General features: G+C 72.7%; 14 protein-coding genes and 1 pseudogene. 6 read left to right on the top strand and 9 right to left on the bottom strand.

Translation table 11 applies throughout. The features are described from left to right. Nucleotides 1-274: 274 nt before the first annotated feature. Nucleotides 275-865: a recombinase family protein gene (locus tag BXY45_RS12455; RefSeq protein ID WP_109774819.1), complete on the top strand. Its 591-nt coding sequence runs from the start codon at nucleotides 275-277 to the stop codon at nucleotides 863-865. Nucleotides 866-996: 131 nt separating this feature from the next. Here BXY45_RS12455 and BXY45_RS12450 read toward each other — a convergent pair whose 3' ends face one another. The 4 genes from BXY45_RS12450 to BXY45_RS12435 are packed head-to-tail and all read right to left on the bottom strand — an operon-like array spanning nucleotide 997 to nucleotide 2,814. Beyond that, entirely contained in the window at nucleotides 997-1,569 is a 573-nt protein-coding gene (locus BXY45_RS12450; protein WP_211319517.1) for a signal peptidase II, read from the bottom strand. Continuing rightward, the gene (locus BXY45_RS12445; RefSeq protein ID WP_109774818.1) at nucleotides 1,566-1,760 is read right to left on the bottom strand and encodes a hypothetical protein; all 195 of its coding nucleotides are present in this window, start codon (nucleotides 1,758-1,760) and stop codon (nucleotides 1,566-1,568) included. The genes BXY45_RS12450 and BXY45_RS12445 overlap by 4 nt, the downstream gene beginning before the upstream one ends. Then, nucleotides 1,757-2,416 carry a cation diffusion facilitator family transporter gene (locus BXY45_RS12440; protein ID WP_109774817.1) on the bottom strand — a complete coding sequence of 220 codons (660 nt, stop codon included), beginning with the start codon at nucleotides 2,414-2,416 and terminating at the stop codon, nucleotides 1,757-1,759. Before BXY45_RS12440 ends, BXY45_RS12445 begins: the two co-directional genes overlap by 4 nt. Beyond that, nucleotides 2,413-2,814 carry an ArsR/SmtB family transcription factor gene (locus BXY45_RS12435; protein WP_211319516.1) on the bottom strand — a complete coding sequence of 134 codons (402 nt, stop codon included), beginning with the start codon at nucleotides 2,812-2,814 and terminating at the stop codon, nucleotides 2,413-2,415. Before BXY45_RS12435 ends, BXY45_RS12440 begins: the two co-directional genes overlap by 4 nt. A gap of 122 nt (nucleotides 2,815-2,936) precedes the next feature. Here BXY45_RS12435 and BXY45_RS23295 point away from each other — a divergent pair, with 122 nt between their 5' ends. Then, nucleotides 2,937-3,122: a hypothetical protein gene (locus BXY45_RS23295; RefSeq protein ID WP_109774815.1), complete on the top strand. Its 186-nt coding sequence runs from the start codon at nucleotides 2,937-2,939 to the stop codon at nucleotides 3,120-3,122. A gap of 77 nt (nucleotides 3,123-3,199) precedes the next feature. Here the strand turns inward: BXY45_RS23295 and BXY45_RS12425 are convergent, their stop codons facing one another. From BXY45_RS12425 to BXY45_RS23290, 3 genes are all read right to left on the bottom strand, one after another. Beyond that, the gene (locus tag BXY45_RS12425; protein WP_109774841.1) at nucleotides 3,200-6,292 is read right to left on the bottom strand and encodes a Tn3 family transposase; all 3,093 of its coding nucleotides are present in this window, start codon (nucleotides 6,290-6,292) and stop codon (nucleotides 3,200-3,202) included. Between the two features lie 86 nt (nucleotides 6,293-6,378). After that, nucleotides 6,379-7,572 (bottom strand): bifunctional glycosyltransferase family 2/GtrA family protein, encoded by a 1,194-nt coding sequence (locus BXY45_RS12420; protein ID WP_211319523.1) that lies wholly within the window; start codon nucleotides 7,570-7,572, stop codon nucleotides 6,379-6,381. 303 nt (nucleotides 7,573-7,875) lie between these two features. Then, nucleotides 7,876-9,090, bottom strand: coding sequence for a hypothetical protein (locus BXY45_RS23290; protein WP_170131477.1), 1,215 nt, complete (start codon nucleotides 9,088-9,090; stop codon nucleotides 7,876-7,878). A gap of 361 nt (nucleotides 9,091-9,451) precedes the next feature. Here BXY45_RS23290 and BXY45_RS12405 point away from each other — a divergent pair, with 361 nt between their 5' ends. The 4 genes and pseudogenes from BXY45_RS12405 (at nucleotide 9,452) to BXY45_RS24215 (ending at nucleotide 13,082) form a co-directional block, all read left to right on the top strand. Then, on the top strand, nucleotides 9,452-9,787 hold the full coding sequence (locus tag BXY45_RS12405) for a DUF6204 family protein (protein WP_109774812.1): 336 nt from the start codon (nucleotides 9,452-9,454) through the stop codon (nucleotides 9,785-9,787). Nucleotides 9,788-10,535: 748 nt separating this feature from the next. After that, nucleotides 10,536-11,462 (top strand): AEC family transporter, encoded by a 927-nt coding sequence (locus tag BXY45_RS12400; RefSeq protein WP_109774811.1) that lies wholly within the window; start codon nucleotides 10,536-10,538, stop codon nucleotides 11,460-11,462. 267 nt (nucleotides 11,463-11,729) lie between these two features. Beyond that, nucleotides 11,730-11,888: pseudogene (locus tag BXY45_RS24845) on the top strand (DeoR family transcriptional regulator); the annotation flags it as partial. 504 nt (nucleotides 11,889-12,392) lie between these two features. Continuing rightward, a complete protein-coding gene (locus BXY45_RS24215) occupies nucleotides 12,393-13,082 on the top strand; it encodes a DeoR/GlpR family DNA-binding transcription regulator (RefSeq protein WP_245961787.1) in 690 nt (229 codons plus the stop codon). Nucleotides 13,083-13,097: 15 nt separating this feature from the next. Here BXY45_RS24215 and BXY45_RS12390 read toward each other — a convergent pair whose 3' ends face one another. Then, on the bottom strand, nucleotides 13,098-14,363 hold the full coding sequence (locus BXY45_RS12390; RefSeq protein ID WP_109774809.1) for an MFS transporter: 1,266 nt from the start codon (nucleotides 14,361-14,363) through the stop codon (nucleotides 13,098-13,100). Beyond that, complete coding sequence (locus tag BXY45_RS12385; RefSeq protein WP_109774839.1) at nucleotides 14,360-16,087, bottom strand: FAD-dependent oxidoreductase; 1,728 nt, start codon at nucleotides 16,085-16,087, stop codon at nucleotides 14,360-14,362. Before BXY45_RS12385 ends, BXY45_RS12390 begins: the two co-directional genes overlap by 4 nt. Between the last annotated feature and the right edge of the window lie 45 nt (nucleotides 16,088-16,132).

The raw sequence follows: 16,132 nt of genomic DNA, 5'->3' as shown, positions 1-16,132 counted from the left end.
CTGATCGTGGGGTGCTGGGACCGGTACCGCTGGGAGAACCGGCCTCGCTCCAAGCGCATCCGCGCAGCATGATCACACCTACTGGCGGACGTTCTAAGGGCTGTCAGTCTGGTTGGGGTGTACTCCAGATGCACAGTCACCGAGCAGACCTACTGCGTCAGGTTGGGGTTGGTGCGGTGGCTTTCTTGACGCCTGTCGGCCGACTTCTTAGAGTCCAACCTGACAGTCGCAGCGGCGTGCGGGGTAGATCGGTCTCGAAGCGGGTGGTGAGTCGGTGCGGGTCGGGTACGTCAGGGTGAGCACGCTGGACCAGAACACGGTGCGCCAGCTCGACGGCGTCGACGTGGAGCGGGTGTTCACCGACACCGCGTCGGGCAAGGACGCGCAGCGCCCGCAGCTGGCCGAGCTGCTGGCGTTCGTCCGCGACGGCGACACCGTGGTGGTGCACTCGATGGACCGGCTGGCCCGGAATCTCGACGACCTGCGCCGCCTGGTGCGCCTGCTGACCGGCAAGGGCGTACGCGTGGAGTTCGTGAAGGAAGCGTTGACCTTCACCGGGGAGGACTCCCCGATGGCCACGCTGCTGTTGTCGGTGATGGGTGCCTTCGCCGAGTTCGAGCGTGCTCTGATCAAGGAGCGTCAGCGGGAGGGCATCGCTGCGGCTCGCCGGCGCGGGGCCTACACCGGACGCAAGCCGGCTCTGACCCCGGAGCTGGCCGAGCAGCTGCGGGCGCGGGCCGCAGCGGGGGAGTCCAAGGCCGCGTTGGCCCGGGAGTTCGGGATCAGCCGGGAGACCGTCTACGCCTACCTGCGCCCGGCCGCGGCGACACCGACCCCGGCGGGCACAGCAGAAGCAGCCCGATAAGCAGCCGGGACGACCTGGAGCAGCGAATCGCCGTGTTCGGGGGCATGCCCAGTGTCGGTGTCCCAGGACGAACACACCACCGTGCTGGGCCGGGTGGTGAGGTCGACGGCGGGACGGCGGCGGTGTGCTGGTTACGGCGATGCGTCCCGGCCTTCGCCAGAGGGCACCGTCCGGTCGGGTGTGGCCGGCGGCGCGTTGAAGGTGGCGAGCACGAGCAGACAGGCGCCGGTGCAGATGGCGACGTCGGCGAGGTTGAACGTGGGCCACCAGCCGGTGTGCAGGTAGTCGGTGACAGCGCCGTCGACCGCTCGGTCAGCGAGGTTCGCGGTCGCGCCGCCGAGGATCGCGCCCAGGCCGGCGAGGTGGAGCCGGGACGCTAAGCGGGCTCCGCGCCAGCAGGCGATCCCTATAGCCGCGGTGATCAGCGCGGTCACGGCGACGATGACCGGCGCCGGGGCGTGTGAGCCGAGGGAGAACGCGACTCCCGTGTTGGAGGCCAGGCGCAGGTCGACGACCCAGCCGTCGAGGCCGGCGGCCGGCAGGCTGCTGCGCGCCCATGCCTTGGCGCCGAGGTCGGCGATCGCGACGGCTGCGGCGGCGCCGAACAGGCTGGCGCGGCGGCGGGCGAGCTCGCCCCGCAGCGCGGCGGCCGGCTCTGCTTGGTATGCGGTGGCGGGTCGACGGGGCGGCCGCCGGGCGCTCACGCGTTGGCCCGGAAGGCGAAGTCGTCGGGGTGCGTGCGGATGCAGGCGTGGCCGCACCCGGCGGCGGCCCGCCGGGCTTGGAGCACCCGGCTACCGGCCAAGGGAACTCCCTCGGTGGCCCAGGGCAGCAGCCGGTCCAGGTGGCGCCGCCACCGCCCGGAGCGGCAGTAGCGGCGGTGGATGAGCTTCACGCGTCCTCGGCGCAGTCGTCGCAGACCAACTCGCCTTCCCAGGCCTCGCGTCCTTCATGGATGGCGAACGCGGCAATGACGAACCCGGCGGCCGGGTCCAGCCAGCCCTGCCCGGTGATGGCGAACAGGGCCAGGCCGAGCAGGGTGGAGATGCTGAGCAGGACGCAGATCCGCGTCTCCGCGGCGTCGGCGAGGATCAGCCGGTCCCCCAGCTGCTCACCGACGCGGCGCTTGGCCGCGGCCAGGACCGGCATGATGATCACGCTGAGCACGAGCAGCACGATGCCGACGATGCTGTTGTCCGGGGTCGAGCCGTCGAGCAGGTCTCTGGCGCCCTCGATGATGACGTAGGCGGCGAGCACCCAGAAGGTGACCGCGACGGCCTTGAGGGTGCGGCGCTCCTTGGCTTCGTCGGCCTCGCCGTTGCGCAGCCGGGCGGCCAGCCGGATCGCGACGAGCACACTGGCGGCGACCTCGATGCCGGAGTCGGCGCCGAACCCGACCAGGGAGACCAGCCCGGCCAGCAACCCGAAGGTGACGGCCAGCACGCCTTCGGCGATGTTGTAGACGACGGTGAACTGGGCCAGGCGCAGACCGCGGCGGGTCAGCCGCTGGACCTCCTGCGGCGGCAGGTCACTGCGGGTCACCGCGCTCATCGGGCGTCTCCTGCCTGGACGGTGCTGCCGGTGCTGCCGGTGCCGTAGGTGGGGCACCCCTGCACGGCATCACCGGTCGCGGCCAGCAGCCGCTCCGCAGCGCCGAGCAGCATCGTCAGCTCCTCGGGCACGGTCAGCGAGTACAGCGACGCCCGCCCGAGGGCGCGGGACTGCACCAGGCCGCACTCCCGCAGGCAGGACAGGTGCTTGGACACCGTTGACTGCGCCACACCCAGGTGCGCGACCAGGTCCACGACCTTGTGCTCTCCCAACGCCAGGTGGCGAAGGACCGCCAGCCGGGTCGGGTCGGACAGGCTGTGGAACAACGCTGCAGCCGCGGGCACACCCGCCCGGTCCAGGGAACCCGAGCAGGACGTCTCACCACGCGTCGATAACATCACCATACGGCGATAATACGTGGTGGGCTCTCCCGCCCCACCCCGGGCGGGACGTGGTTGGCTGCGCCCCGGCGCGGGGGTCGCGGGGGCGAGCTAGGCACACGCGTTGGCCCTGGGGCCGGGTGCAAGGTCTGACGGAGCTCGTGCCGATCTCCTTCAGTGCGCACCTGCGGGTCACCGCGGCGCTGCTGGGATGGCGACCCGCGCGCGGCGTTCACGGCGGACACCCAGCCTTCGTTGCCTACCGCATCAGCCTGGGAACCCTCCTGCTCGTGCTACTCGCAGCCGGCGCCCTGACCCCACGCTGACCCCAGCCCCAGCCCCAGCCACGCGAGGGCCGAGCCTGCGCGTGCGGGCGGCGCGGCCACGGTGTCAGCCGGAGACTTCAGTTCTCGCCGATGTCGGGCTCGGCCGGGTCACGCAGCGGCCGCAGCCCGTCCCCGGCGGGCGGGGTGAACGCGTAGCGGCCGTGGACGTTGAGGTGGGCGTCTCCGAGTGGGGACAGGCGGGCGGCGTCGGCGTCGCGCACCGGGTAGCCCTGCGCGCGGAGCTGGGCCAGGGCGGCGTCGGTGTAGCGGGTGTTCCACAGCACCACGGCGTTGAGCACCAGGCCCAGCGCGCCGAGGGAGTCTTCCTGGCCTTCGCGGTAGCGCTGGCGCAGCTCGCCGCGCTGGCCGTGGAACAGCTTGCGGGCCAGGCGGTGGCGGGACTCCTGCACGGTGAGCTGGGTGTGCACGGTGCGCCGGTAGGTCTCGTCGTCCGGGTCGCACATGGCCAGCAGGTGCAGGGTCTTTGCTGCCCGCCCGTACTCGGCGAACGCCGCTCCGAGCGGGGTGGGGTGCCCGTCGCGGCCGAGCATCCGCACCAGGTCGTAGCCGGTGACGGTGCCGGTGTGCAGGGAGCCGGCCACGCGCAGCATGTCCGCCCACTGCCCGGCCATCCGCGTCCAGGACAGCTGGTGCACGGCCACGGCGTTGAGCGGGCCGTAGTCGGTGTGCGCGGCGCCGGGAGGGGTGAGCCGCCACAGCCGCTGGTCGGGCAGGTCGGCGATGCGCGGGCTGAACTGGTAGCCCAGCAGCCGGAACAGCCCGAACACCAGGTCGGAGTAGGAGGCGGTGTCGGTGGCGACCAGCTCCGGTGCCGGGCCGCCGTCGCGGCCCAGGACGACGTCCAGCACGTGCAGTGAGTCACGCATCGTGCCGGTCACCACGACGGCGCCGACGCCGGCGACCTGGTCGTTGACGGCATTCAGCCAGGTCACCCCGCGGCCCTGCCCGAAGTAGCGCGGGTTCGGCCCGGCGTCCAGCGTGCGCACCGGCACGACGAACCGGAGCCCGTCGACCGAGGCGACCAGCCCGCCGCCCCACAGCTGGGCAACCTCGATCCCGGCCTGGGCGTCGATGAGGCGGGCGTTCGCCGCGGCCAGGGTGTCGGTGCGCAGGTAGTTCTGCCCGACGTGGGAGAGCCGGTCCCTGGTGAGTGCGGGGTGGCCGGGCTTGGTCACCGGGGCCAGGCCGAGGTTGCAGCCCTCCGCGACCAGCACGGCGGCCATCGACGTCGCGAGGTCGTCCATACGGGTGCCGGACGCACCGTCGGTGATGGCGACGTGGGTGAACTCCTCGAGGTAACCGGTCCAGGCGTTGACCTCCAGCAGCACCTCGGGCAGGTCGACCCGGGGCAGCATCCGTCCGACCAGCTCGCGCAGCGCCACCAGGCTCGCCGGTTCGTCGAGGGCTTCCAGCCGGGCCAGGTGCAGCCGCACCCGACCGTCCACCCCGGGTTCCAGCCGCACGGCCGCGTCCTTGGCCCGCTCCCCGGGCGGGCCCAGGCGCGCGGCCAGGTCCAGGTAGGCGGCGTCGAGCCGACCGGCCAGGTCGCCCAGATGCGTCGGCGCCGGGTCGGTCAGCCGCAGCGCGGTCAGCACCTGCGGCTTCGCCTGTTCCCACGCTGGGCCGTCGAGCAGCCGGGCCCGCGGGTCGCCCCACCGCTTGGACTCCTCGGCGTAGACGTCGCGGCGGCGCAGCGCCCGGTACAGCCCGTCCAGCACACACAACGCGTACGCCCGGTGGTCGACCACGTCCGCGTCCAGATCAAGGTTGGCCAGCACCAGCCGCCGCCACGAACCGGTGAGCAGCGTCTCGTCGATCTCGCCGCGGCGGACCCGCTTGCGCCCGACCAGCTCCGGCAGGCCGCGCACCGCCTCCAGCACCGGCCGGCCCGCGTCGGTGGCACCCAGCGGCAGCACCTCGGCCAACATCGGCAAGAAACCACGCACGCTGCTGTAGCGGTTGACCAGCTCCGCGCGGGTGCCGGCGTCGGCGTCGTCATCGTCGGGCGCCAGCTGCTCCACGGTCGCGACCGCGGCGGCCAACCGGTCCCGGGGCACCGCCTCCTCCACGCGGGCCCACGCCTCCGTGGGGTCGACCGGCGCCCCGTCACCGGCCTCGATCAGCTCCAGCAACACCCGGGCCGCGGCCGCCAGCGTCGACGAGGCCTTCGCCAGCGCCGGCAACGTACGCAGCCGGTCCTTCACCGCTGCCCGCTGCGCCGGAGCGACCAGCTTGGTCGCCATCAACACCGCGAACAGGTCCAGAGCATCATCGACCGCGGCGACCCGCAGCGCCCGGGCCGTCGCCAGCAGCACCGCGGTGCGCCGCTCGTCGGGCAGCCGCCGCAGCATCGCTGCCTTCGCGGTCAGCCCGTGCCGGGCCAGCGCCTCCACCCGCCCCGGCGGCACATCGGCGACGTTGACCGACCCCGCGCCGATCCCGGCGACCTCCGCCGCCCGGTCCAGCGCACGGACCATCTCCCGCCCCGACGCCCGCGTGGGGGCGCGGCGAAGCCGCTCCAGCTCCGAGGCGCGGGCACCCTCCGGCACCGTGAGCAGCCCGTCCAGGCTCCGCTGCAGCCCGGCGTCGACACGGCCGGCCAGCGCCGCGTGGAGCCGGTCGGCGACCTCGGCCCGCACCTCGGCCACCGCCCGGGCCAGCACGCTCACCCCCGGCAGCAGCACCCGCTCGGCGCGCAGCCACGCCACGGCATGGTCGAACAGCTCACTCGGCCGCTCCGCACGAGTCCACGCCCGCGCCTCCAGGAAGCCGCGCAGCCTCGCCGCCTCGGCCGCGAAGTCGGCGAAACCGAGCGCCTCGCGTATCTCCCACGAGTGCTCCAGCGGCGTCTTGTCCCGCTCGCAGTAGCGCTTCACCACCGACACGTCGGTGGTGCCGAGCTGCCGGCCCAGGTACTCCACCACCGGCCACGGCACCTCCAGCGGGTCCACCAGGAACGTACCCAGGAACCGCACCGTGCCCAGCTGCACCGCGAACCCCAGCCGATTGTGATCACCGCGCCGGCGACCCACCAGCTCCCGGTCAGCGTCATCCAGGAAGAAGAACCGCTCCAACTCGGCCTGCGACGGCGGCCCGCTGAACCGGCCGTACGCCGCCGCCTGGTCATCGCTCAGGAACTCCACCGGCACGGCCGCCAACCTAGGGCGACCCGAATCGGCCCTTAGCGCCGGATCCTGTTCCGCTGCACCTCAGACCCCAGGACGCAGCCGCGGGCTCAGCTGCGCCAGTCGGCGCTGGGCACGCGCTGGCGGCGGAACACCCACACCCGCAGCAGCAGGAAGCGCAGCACCGTTCCGGCGAGGTTCGCGGCGGTCAGCGCCACCACCTCCACCAGGCGCGAGGGCTCGGGGGAGACAGCGTGCAGCAGCGCCAGCGATCCGGCGGTGAGCGCCCAGCAGATGCCGAAGACCACCAGGCCCTGCGCCTGGTGGCGGGCCGCGCCGGAGCGCCCGGAGACACCGAAGGTGAAGGCCCGGTTCGCTGCGGTGTTGGCCACCGCGGTGAGCAGCAGCGCGGACAGGTTGGCTGCCTGAGGGCCGAGCGGCTCGCGCAGCAGCAGGTACAGCAGGGCGTAGGCGATGGTGCACGCCACCCCGACCACCGCGAAGCGCAGCACCTGACTGAGCAGGCCGGTGGGCGTGGTGGGGGAGGGGCGGGTCACCAGCGCCGCGCGGACGTCGGCCAGCGGTAGCTCGCGGCGGGCCAGGGAGGAGGCCAAGCGGGCCAGGCCGCGCAGGTCGGCAGCGGCGGTGGAGACGATGTCGACGCGGGAGTCGGGGTCGTCGACCCAGTCCACCGGCACCTCGTGGATGCGCAGGCCCGCACGCTCGGCGAGCACGAGCAGCTCGGTGTCGAAGAACCAACCGTCGTCGACCACCAGCGGCAGCAACGCGTCGGCGACCTCTTTGCGGACGGCCTTGAACCCGCACTGGGCATCGGAGAAACGCACCCGCAGCGTCGAGCGCAGCAGGGTGTTGTAGCAGCGCGAGACCACCTCGCGCTTGGGCCCGCGCACCACCCGGGAGGCCCGGTGCAGCCGGGTGCCGATCGCGACGTCGGAGTGCCCCGAGACCAGAGGAGCCACCAGCGGCAGCAGCGCGGCCAGGTCGGTGGACAGGTCCACGTCCATGTAGGCGACCACCTGCGCGCTCGAGGTCGACCACGCCGCCCGCAGCGCCCCACCGCGGCCCTTGCGGTCTAGATGCACCACCGCCACCCCGGCGCCGGGGGAGTCCAGCTCCGCCGCCAGCGCCCGCGCTGTCGCCAGGGTGGCATCGGTGCTGGCGTTGTCGACCACCGTGACGGTGAAGGAGTACGGCAGGTGCTCGCGCAGGTGGGCGTGCAGGGCGCGTACGCAGCCGGGAAGGTCGGTCTCTTCGTTGTAGACGGGGACGACGACGTCGAGCACCGTGGCGGCATCAGCACTCGAACCGGCGCTCGGACGGGCACTGGAGCGGGCAGCTGGTTCAGCTCCCGCTGGTGTGCCGGCTCGGCCGTCACCGGGGGTGCCGGCCTGGATGTGCGGCGCTCCGGCGGCTGTCGCGGTCACAGCAGTGATGCTCGAGGGCCGGCCTGGGTGCACCGGGGGACCAAGCTGCAGGGTTCCTGAAGGCCACCCGACCCCATACCTGGCGTCAGACCCGGCTTCACGCCCGGACTCCTCCGGGTGCGCCGAACCGGAGGCGCCGGTGGGGCTCACGGAGCGCACCGGTCAGAGGGGGCCACGCCCACGAGCGTAGGCCCGCACCGCCGCCGTGGAGAGGTCCTCCAGGTCGCGGTCCTCCAGAGCCAGGACGGACAGCGTGGTCGTGAACGCCAGCCGCAGGCCGCGGTCGGACAGCGGCAACCCTGCCGGGCGCAGCGCCCCGGTGCGCAGGTCGGTGGAGGGACGCACCCGCAGCCACAACGCGCCGGGGTCCGAACCCCGCAGCAGCGACGCCAGCACGGCTCTGTCGGCGAGCCAGCCCGACAGAGCTGTGCGCGCTGGTTCGGGCAGCTTCCACGAGCGCGGCGCCAGCCCGGCCTCGATGCGGACGTGGGTGGCCACCGCGGGGGCGGTCCGGTGTGATCGAGCGGGCCACCCGTCGGCGGCCCGCTCGTCCAGGACCACGTCGCCAGCGTCTCCGGGGTCGCTGTCCGCGCCCTGTGAGACATCGCCGTAGGGGACATCGCCCTGTGAGGAAGTGTGAGATGAGGTGGGGGAGTCATCGAAGAGTGGGGGAGTGACGGACTCACCGTCGATGTGAGATCCATCGGACGACCGTGAGTCGACGCCCCCCTGGCGAGTGTGAGATTCAGACGCATCGGCAGTCTGTAAGAAGTGTTCGATAGGCGTGTCGTGTGCGGAATGTTCGGGCGTGTCAGGTGGAGCGGCGGCGACGTCGCGCAGGCGCAGACCGGCCATGACGTCTTCACGCTCGCCGGTGAGTGCGAGCAGGTGGACATGTGCGCAGAAGCGGGTCCAGACCGCCGGATGCACGGCCAGCGGGCGTGCGTCGGGGTGGGCCTTGATGAGGAGGCGGCGCACAGGGTCGGGGTCCGGGCCGGGCGCCAAGGGCGGCGCCGGCATCCGCAGGACGCCGGCCAGAGAGGCTGCGGTGCCCGGGGGAACGGCTCCGGTGTGCTCGGCGTGCTGGGTGAGGGCGCGCACGGCGGAGGCGCGGGCGCGCAGGCCGGGCAGAGAAGCGGGTGGGTCAGCGGTGGCCGCGGTGTCCAGCCAGGCGCGTACGGGGACGGGGGCGAGGGCTGCGGTGGGGGAGGCGGGTGCGTGCGCGAGGAGCTCGCGCAGCGCCCACGTCCGCTGGCGCTGGGTGGAGGGGCTGGTGGCGCCCAGGGTGGCCAGGTAGTCCTCCACGAGCCGGGCCAGGGCGGTGGAGGCGCTGGCGGCTCCACCGCCAGTACGCGGGGCGTCGTCGTCCTGACTCACGCACCCCATTCTACAGCCGTTGATAACGGAACCAAGCTCACCCCGTCCATCCCCGGTCGCCACCAAAGACCCGCGGGTCCCCACGAACGTCGTTCGGGCTGGGGTCTGACCTGGACGTACTGACGGAGCCGGACTGCATGAGGGGACGGTTCCCGCGTGGTTCCGTTATCAAGGAGTGGGTTGATGAGGCCGATAAGAGGGAGGGCAGCCTTCGGGGGCAACGGCTCGGACTCCGCCTGGCAGCAGCCGCAGACGCCGTCAGGGGAGTCGGCAGCGAGACGACGCGGACGATGGCGACTCTGGCGACGACGCGAAGAAAACCCCTCGGGGATCCGCAGGAGGTGAAGCAGACTGACGCACCGTGGCCACTCGCACGTACCGCACCGAAGTCATCGGTCAGTTCCAGCGCCCCGACGACGACGTCCGCGAACGACTGCTGGCCGACCAGAGCGCCCACGACGTGTTCTCCTCGGCTTTCACCGAGGACGGCTGCTGGACCTACGGGCCGACCCTGACGCGCTTCACCGTGCGCCACCTGCTGAGCATCGAAGCGCCGTCATCCGTGGAGGCCGACGACGACGCGCGCACCGAAGCGCTCGTGCGCTCCATGGCCTTGCTCGAGGAGAACGGCGTCAGCTGGCGCGGTGACCTGACCGCTTCAGTGACGTGCCTCGACGACATCAAGCCGCGCCGATGAGGGTCGGGTGAGGAGTCACCACGGCGCTCGCAAGTCAGTGAGCAGAGGGGGTCACGACAGGAACTTGGGAAGGCGCACCCCCTGCCCCTTCTCCCCGCTATCTGACATAACGTTGATTATCGGCGGTACGGGATGACCCAGGGGAGCAGCTCCAGAACGGGTGCCCTCGGGCAGTCGTTGAGTGCGGGCTGCTGGCGCGCTCGCCCGTGATCGCTCTGGGGGGGGCCGTTCTTCGTGGATGCCGAGAAGACCCGGCGTTCGTCGCCGAATCCCCCGGTCCCGTTCTCATCTGTTGCCAGACTGCCCCTGGTCAGCTGCCAGTTCGGGTCGACAGCTCGATGGTCGGCTCGATCGCTGGGAGTGTGCACGCAGCCTCCCGGGCGCGAGATCGTCGGCGTGCGGCGACACCTGGCCGGCCTCGCTCGGATGCCGTCGACCCCGGAGCATCGGCTGGGCGTCGTCGGGCTCGCGACCCTCCCTCTCGGTGGCGAAAGCGGCTCACGGTGACTGACGCGGTGGCCGTGCCGCCTTCGCCCTCGCCGAGCCGCCTGCGCCATCCTCGTTCTCTACAGCGCTCCTAGCTTCTGGCGGCCGCCGTCAGGAGCGTCGCGGCTGGCCCAGCATGCGACCCGGCGTGCAACTCCCCCAGAACATGCCACCTCCACGTGCTTGGTTCTGTTATCAGGCCGAGGTGAGCAGTTGCCGACACCCCTGAGGGCGTCGCCAGCGGCTGCGCGAGGATCGCGGGATGGGAGGCGTGCTGGCGGGGTTCGCGACGATCATCGCGCTCATCACCCTCGGAGCCGTGCTGGCGCAGCTGCGGGTGCTCGACCTGGACGCCCAGCGGGTGCTCTCGCGCCTGGCCTTCTATGTCGCCTCCCCCGCCCTCATGGTGGTCACGCTCGCCGACGCCGACGTCCACCAGGTGCTCTCCGCCAACCTCGTGGCGAGCGCAACCGCCTTCGCGGTCACCGCGGCCCTGTACGTGGCCCTCTCGCGCCTGGCCTTCCGGCACGACCTGGCCCGCTCCACCATCGGCGCACTCTCGGCCGCCTACGTCAACGCCGGCAACCTGGGGCTGCCCATCGCGGCATACGTACTGGGGGATGCCGCCCTCGTGGCTCCCACCTGGCTGCTGCAGCTGCTCGTGCTCCAACCGCTGGCGCTGCTCGTGCTCGACGTGGGCGTCGCGGACCGCCGCCCTCCACTGCGCGCCGTGCTGCTGCGCCCTCTGAGCACGCCCCTGACCGTGGGCTCGCTCATAGGACTCGCCCTCTCCCTCAGCGGTCTGCGGATCCCGTCGCTGCTGGCCGACCCGCTGCAGCTGGTGGCCGGCATGGCCGTGCCCGCCATGCTCATCGCCTACGGAATCTCGCTGCGCCTGGGGCCGCGCCCCGGCACCGGAGGAGCCATCGCCGAGCTGGCGACGATCACAGCGCTCAAGGTCGCCGTGATGCCCGCGGTGGCCTACCTGGTGGGCCGCTTCGCCCTGGAGATGCAGGGCGCTCCCCTGCTGGCCGTGACCGTACTCGCCGCCCTGCCGACGGCGCAGAACATCTTCGTGCACGCCACCCGGTACGACCGGGGCGTGACCCTCGCGCGCGACGCCATCTTCACGACGACGGCGCTGTCCGTGCCGACCATCGCCGTCATCGCGGCACTCCTGTCTCCGTGAGAGGTTCACGACGCCGCCGCAAGCTGTCATCTCGCGCCAAAAACCTCACATGACCCATCCTGCACGTATCTCACATGTGTGGCTTGGGGAGTCATCCGCTCTCACAGTCATCACGAAGCGACCTCACATCAAGGACCTCTCATCTCACATATCGCACAGTTTGCAGTCGCACGACGGCGTGTGCGAACAGCGGCGGACCCTAGGCCTGACATCACGTTCTTGTGACCATGGTGTTCGTTATGCCCGGTTGTCTGGTTGAGTGGTCGTGTGAGCGCGGAGCGGTGGGACGAGATCACGCGATGGGTCGACGCCGAGGGGCGCGTGGCGCTCGGCGCGCTCGCTGCGCGCTTCGAGGTCTCGGAGATGACCATCCGACGCGACCTCGACGCGCTGACCGCCGCCGGGCGGCTCCGGCGGGTTCGCGGCGGCGCGGTCAGCCTCGGCGGTTCAGCTCCGGCCCCCGGCGCGAGTGCTGCGCCACCTGTCAATCCGGCGGGAACAGCTGACCCTGCCGAGCCCCATGAGCCCGCCGTGCCTCATGAGCCTGCCGCGTCGACGCCGCCCCCGGCACCAGTCCGGCCGGCGTCGACGCCAACCGCTGCCGCCTCCACGGGTCCGTCGTCGGGTGCCGCTTCCGACGAGGGACGTCGAGTCGTCGGTGGGGGTGTCCACTCCCCTGCCGACACATCGTCCAGGGCGCCGTCATCACTTGGTTCCGTTATCGCGTCATGGGCGGGGGCGTTTCCTGCCGGGTTCCCACCGCCGGCGGTTCGCTCCTCGGAGGCACCGCCGGCACCGCGCGCCGAGACCCCAACCCAGACGCCAACTCAGACCGGGGCCCCGTCGGCCGGCTCGTCCGCGCCCTCGCCTCACGAACCCCCGCGTTCCAGCGTTGGCTCCACCGTTGACGCCGCCCCTCCCGGATGGGACGTGCCCCCGTCGTCGTCGACTCCCCCCACGGCCTCCCCTCACGCCCCGCACCCCACCCAGCCACAGCACCCCACCACGGGCACTGTCGGCGGGGCGTCGGAGGACCCGTGGGCGCGGGCCGCGCAGGTCGCCCTCGCCGACCTCTCCCCCGGCTCGGCGGTGCTCCTCACCGGCGGCACCGGCTGCCTGGCGCTCGCCCATCACCTGGCCCGCACCGCGACGACCTTGGCGGGGCGCCTACCCGGCGCCGCCCTGACCGTCGCCGTGACGGCGCTGGCTCCCGCGAGCGTCCTCGCGGGGGTGCCCGGCATCCGGCTGATCGTGCTCGGCGGTGAAGCCGAAGCCGCTGGCCCCGACCTGGTCGGCCCGGCAGCGTTGGCGGCGCTGGACGACCTGCACCTCGACGTCGCCGTCCTGACCCCCACGGGGCTGGACGCCCGCGGCGCGTGGGCGGCCACCTCGGCGGGGTCGGCCCTGGCGGCGGCGGCCGTGGCGCGGGCCGAGCGCACGGTCGCGGTGGTCGCCCCGACGGCGCTGGGGCGCCCGGGCCTGGTGCGGGCCGCGCCGCTGAGCGCGCTCGCCCGCGTCGTCGCCGTCCCCGCCCCCGGTGAGGACGCCGCCTCGCTGGCCTACCGGCTGGAGGCCGTGCGCTCCGGTGCTCCCAGCGCGCCGGTGCTCGTCGCCGCTTGAGGGCTCAGGCGCTGCTCAGGCGCTGCGCGGAACCACCCCGAGGGCGCGGGAGAAGGCGACGACGACGAGCGCCGCCACCGCCGCAGCAACCACGGGCAACAGCAGCGCCGTCTGTGAGCCGGCGCTGTCGATGAACCGTCCCGCGAACGCCGCCCCGAGGGAGACGCCCAGCCCGAGGGAGGTGCCGATCCACGCCAGCCCCTCGGTGAGCTGACGGGCCGGCACGAGCTCGGCGACGAGCGCGTTACCGGAGATCAACGTCGGGGAGATCGCCAGCCCGGACAGGAACAGCGTCGCCGCCAGCACCGGGATGCTGCCCGAGGTCGCCACCGGCGCGATGAGCACCGCCATCCCCACCGCCCCCAGTCGGAACCGGCGCGGCAGGCTCCCCCTCCAGGTGATCGCTCCGAAGACGAGCCCGGCCAGCAGGCTGCCGATCGAGTACAGCGCCAGCACGACGCCGGCCGCAGCGGGCGCTCCCCGCTCGGCGGTGAAGGCTACGGCGATGACCTCCACCGACCCGAAGACGACGCCGGTGGCCACGAACGCCAGCGCGAGGGCACGGATGCCGCCGTACTCCATGACGCCGACCATGCTGCTGATCATCCCCCTGGTCGCAGAAAGTGTCCGGGCGGCGCCGGCTGCCGTGGCCTCCGTGGCCGCTGTCGGCGCAGCCTTCTTCGTCACCGGCGGCTGGGTGGACCGTTGCACCACCAGCGCCGTCCCGCCGAGCACGGTCGCCGCGAGGGCGGTGCCTAGCGCCACCGAGGGTGAGACGGTGACAGCGAGGACGGTGGCCAGGGGCGGTCCGACGGTGAAGGTGACCTCGTCGAGGACGGACTCCAGGGAGAAGGCAGGGTGGAGGCGGCCGCTGTCGTCGCGCAGGGCCCAGGCCCAGCGGGCGCGCACCAGGGAGCCCCAGCTGGTGAAGCTGGCGCCCGCGAGCGCGGCGGCGAGCCCTATGACCAGGACCGGAGCACTGAGGGCGGTCGCGGCCAGGACGATGAGGATGCCGGCGGTGTGGACCGTGAGTGCGGGGATGGCGACGCGGGCCTGGCCGTGGCGGTCGACGAGGCGGGACAGGACGGGCGCGCCGAGCGCGGAGGCAATGGAGGCACAGGCGGCGACGGCGCCGGCGGCGCCGTAGGAGCCCGTCGCATCTTCGATGAGGAAGACGTAGATGAGCCCGTACATGGAGATGGGCAGGCGGGCGAGGAGCCCGGCGGCCACGAAGGCGGGGGCTCCGGGGGTGCGTAGGACCTCTCGGTAGGGGTTCCTCATCCCCCGGCTGGTCCGAGGGTGCTGGTCGAGGGATCGATGCTGGTGGAAGGATCTGTGCTGGTTGAAGGGTCCGTGGCGTCCAGGTCGAGGGGCGCGAGGTCCTCGAAGGCCTGGCTGGGGCCGGGGTTGTCGGGGTGGGCGGCGCCGCCGAGGTGGGCGACGACCCCGGCGACGGCGTTGAGGGCGGTGGTGACGGCGCCGTCGGCCCAGCCGGGGGTGAAGGAGATGTCGTCGCCGGCGAGGAAGAGGCCCTGCTGGGCAGGGGACGCGCCGGTGCGGGCGAAGTGGCTGAACAGGCGGCGCTGGTAGCGGTAGTGGCCGGGTAGGGCTCCGCGGAAGGCGCCCATGAAGTTGGGGTCGGACTCCCAGGAGACGGTGACGGGCTCGCCGATGATGTGGCTGGCGATGTCGACGTCGGGGTAGACCTCGGCCAAGGAGCGCAGCATGAGGCGGACGCGCTCGTCGGTGGACAGGGCGAGCCACTTCAGGGCGTCGTCGTTCCAGGTGTAGCTGAGGCAGATGACGGCGGGTTCGTCATCGCCGCCACCTTCCCCGTCCAGGAGGTAGGTGGCGCGGGTCATGCGGTCGGTGAGGGTGCAGCTCATGACGCGGCGACCGGTGGCGGGGTCGCGGTCGCGCCAGAAGGGCCGGTCGACCATGACGAAGGTCTTGGAGGACTGGGAGTAGTGGGACCTGTCCATCGCCATCCACGTGGCGTGGTCGAACAGGGACTCCTCGGTGGCGATGCGCGCCGACAGCATCCACGACTGGCAGGTGACGACGACGGCGTCGTAGGCGTGGGACTGTCCCCAGCGGTCGGTGACGACGACGGGGCCGTGCGCGCCGTCGGTGCCGGGGGCGCGGTGCAACGCGGTGACGCCGGGGCGGGGGGCTCCCCCGTGCAGGTCGCTGAGGCTGCGCCCGGCGAGCGGTCCGTCGGGCAGGGCGGCAGCCCACAGGCGCAGCGGCACCTGCTGGGCGCCGCCGAGGATGCGGCGGTGGTCTTCGTCGGCGTTGGTGGTGATGACCCGCAGGATCTCCAGGATGGAGTGGGGGAAGTCGGTGTCCCAGCCCCCGGTGCCGAAGCCGACCTGTCCGAAGGCCTCGCGGTGGGCGTAGGGCAGGGCCCGGAAGCTGGCGGAGGCTGCGACGAAGCCGTAGAAGCTCTGCTCGTCGCGGGCGCGCACGATGGGGTCCCACAGCGCCTTGACGCGGGGCAGGTCGCGGGCGGCGATGGCGGCCTGTAGGTCGGGCACGCCGATCTCCGCGAGCGCGGCGGCCCAGGCGCGGGCGACCTCGGTGAAGAACGGTGGCAGGTCGGCGGGGGTCTCGGCGTAGTGGCTGGTGCCGCCGAGGTCGATGACGGTGGAGCCCGCCGAGGGTGTCAGGGGGTTGGGGAAGGGCTGAGTGGTCACGCCGAGGAGGTCGGCGTAGTGGAAGAAGGCCCGTCCGGAGGAGGGGAAGCGCATGCCGCCGAGTTCGGCGAGCACCCCGGGGACACCGCCAGGGAAGGGCACCGAGCGCAGGCGGCCGCCGATCTGGTCGGCTTCGTAGATGACGGGGCGCAGCCCCAGGCGGGCGAGTTCGTAGGCGGTGACCAGGCCGGAGATCCCGGCTCCGACGACGGCGACGCGGGCGCCGCGGGCACTCGCCGGCACCGAGCCCAGCCCGGCGGGGTGGGCGAGCCAGCGGTCGTACTGGAAGGGGAAGTCGGGGGTGAGCATGGTCACCTCCGGGTGGGCCAGGGTGCCGAGCACCCCCTCGCCGGT

The organism is Quadrisphaera granulorum, assembly GCF_003149145.1.
GTDB lineage: Bacteria > Actinomycetota > Actinomycetes > Actinomycetales > Quadrisphaeraceae > Quadrisphaera > Quadrisphaera granulorum.
The sequence above is the reverse complement of the archived record's forward strand: the minus strand, read 5'-3'. Positions and strand labels throughout refer to the sequence as shown.

Coding starts and splice junctions, on each gene's coding strand:
- BXY45_RS12390 (WP_109774809.1), bottom strand. CDS start 14,363: ATGAGGAACCCCTACCGAGAGGTCCTACGCACCCCCGGAGCCCCCGCC.
- BXY45_RS12435 (WP_211319516.1), bottom strand. CDS start 2,814: ATGTTATCGACGCGTGGTGAGACGTCCTGCTCGGGTTCCCTGGACCGG.
- BXY45_RS12400 (WP_109774811.1), top strand. CDS start 10,536: ATGGGAGGCGTGCTGGCGGGGTTCGCGACGATCATCGCGCTCATCACC.
- BXY45_RS12385 (WP_109774839.1), bottom strand. CDS start 16,087: ATGCTCACCCCCGACTTCCCCTTCCAGTACGACCGCTGGCTCGCCCAC.
- BXY45_RS12440 (WP_109774817.1), bottom strand. CDS start 2,416: ATGAGCGCGGTGACCCGCAGTGACCTGCCGCCGCAGGAGGTCCAGCGG.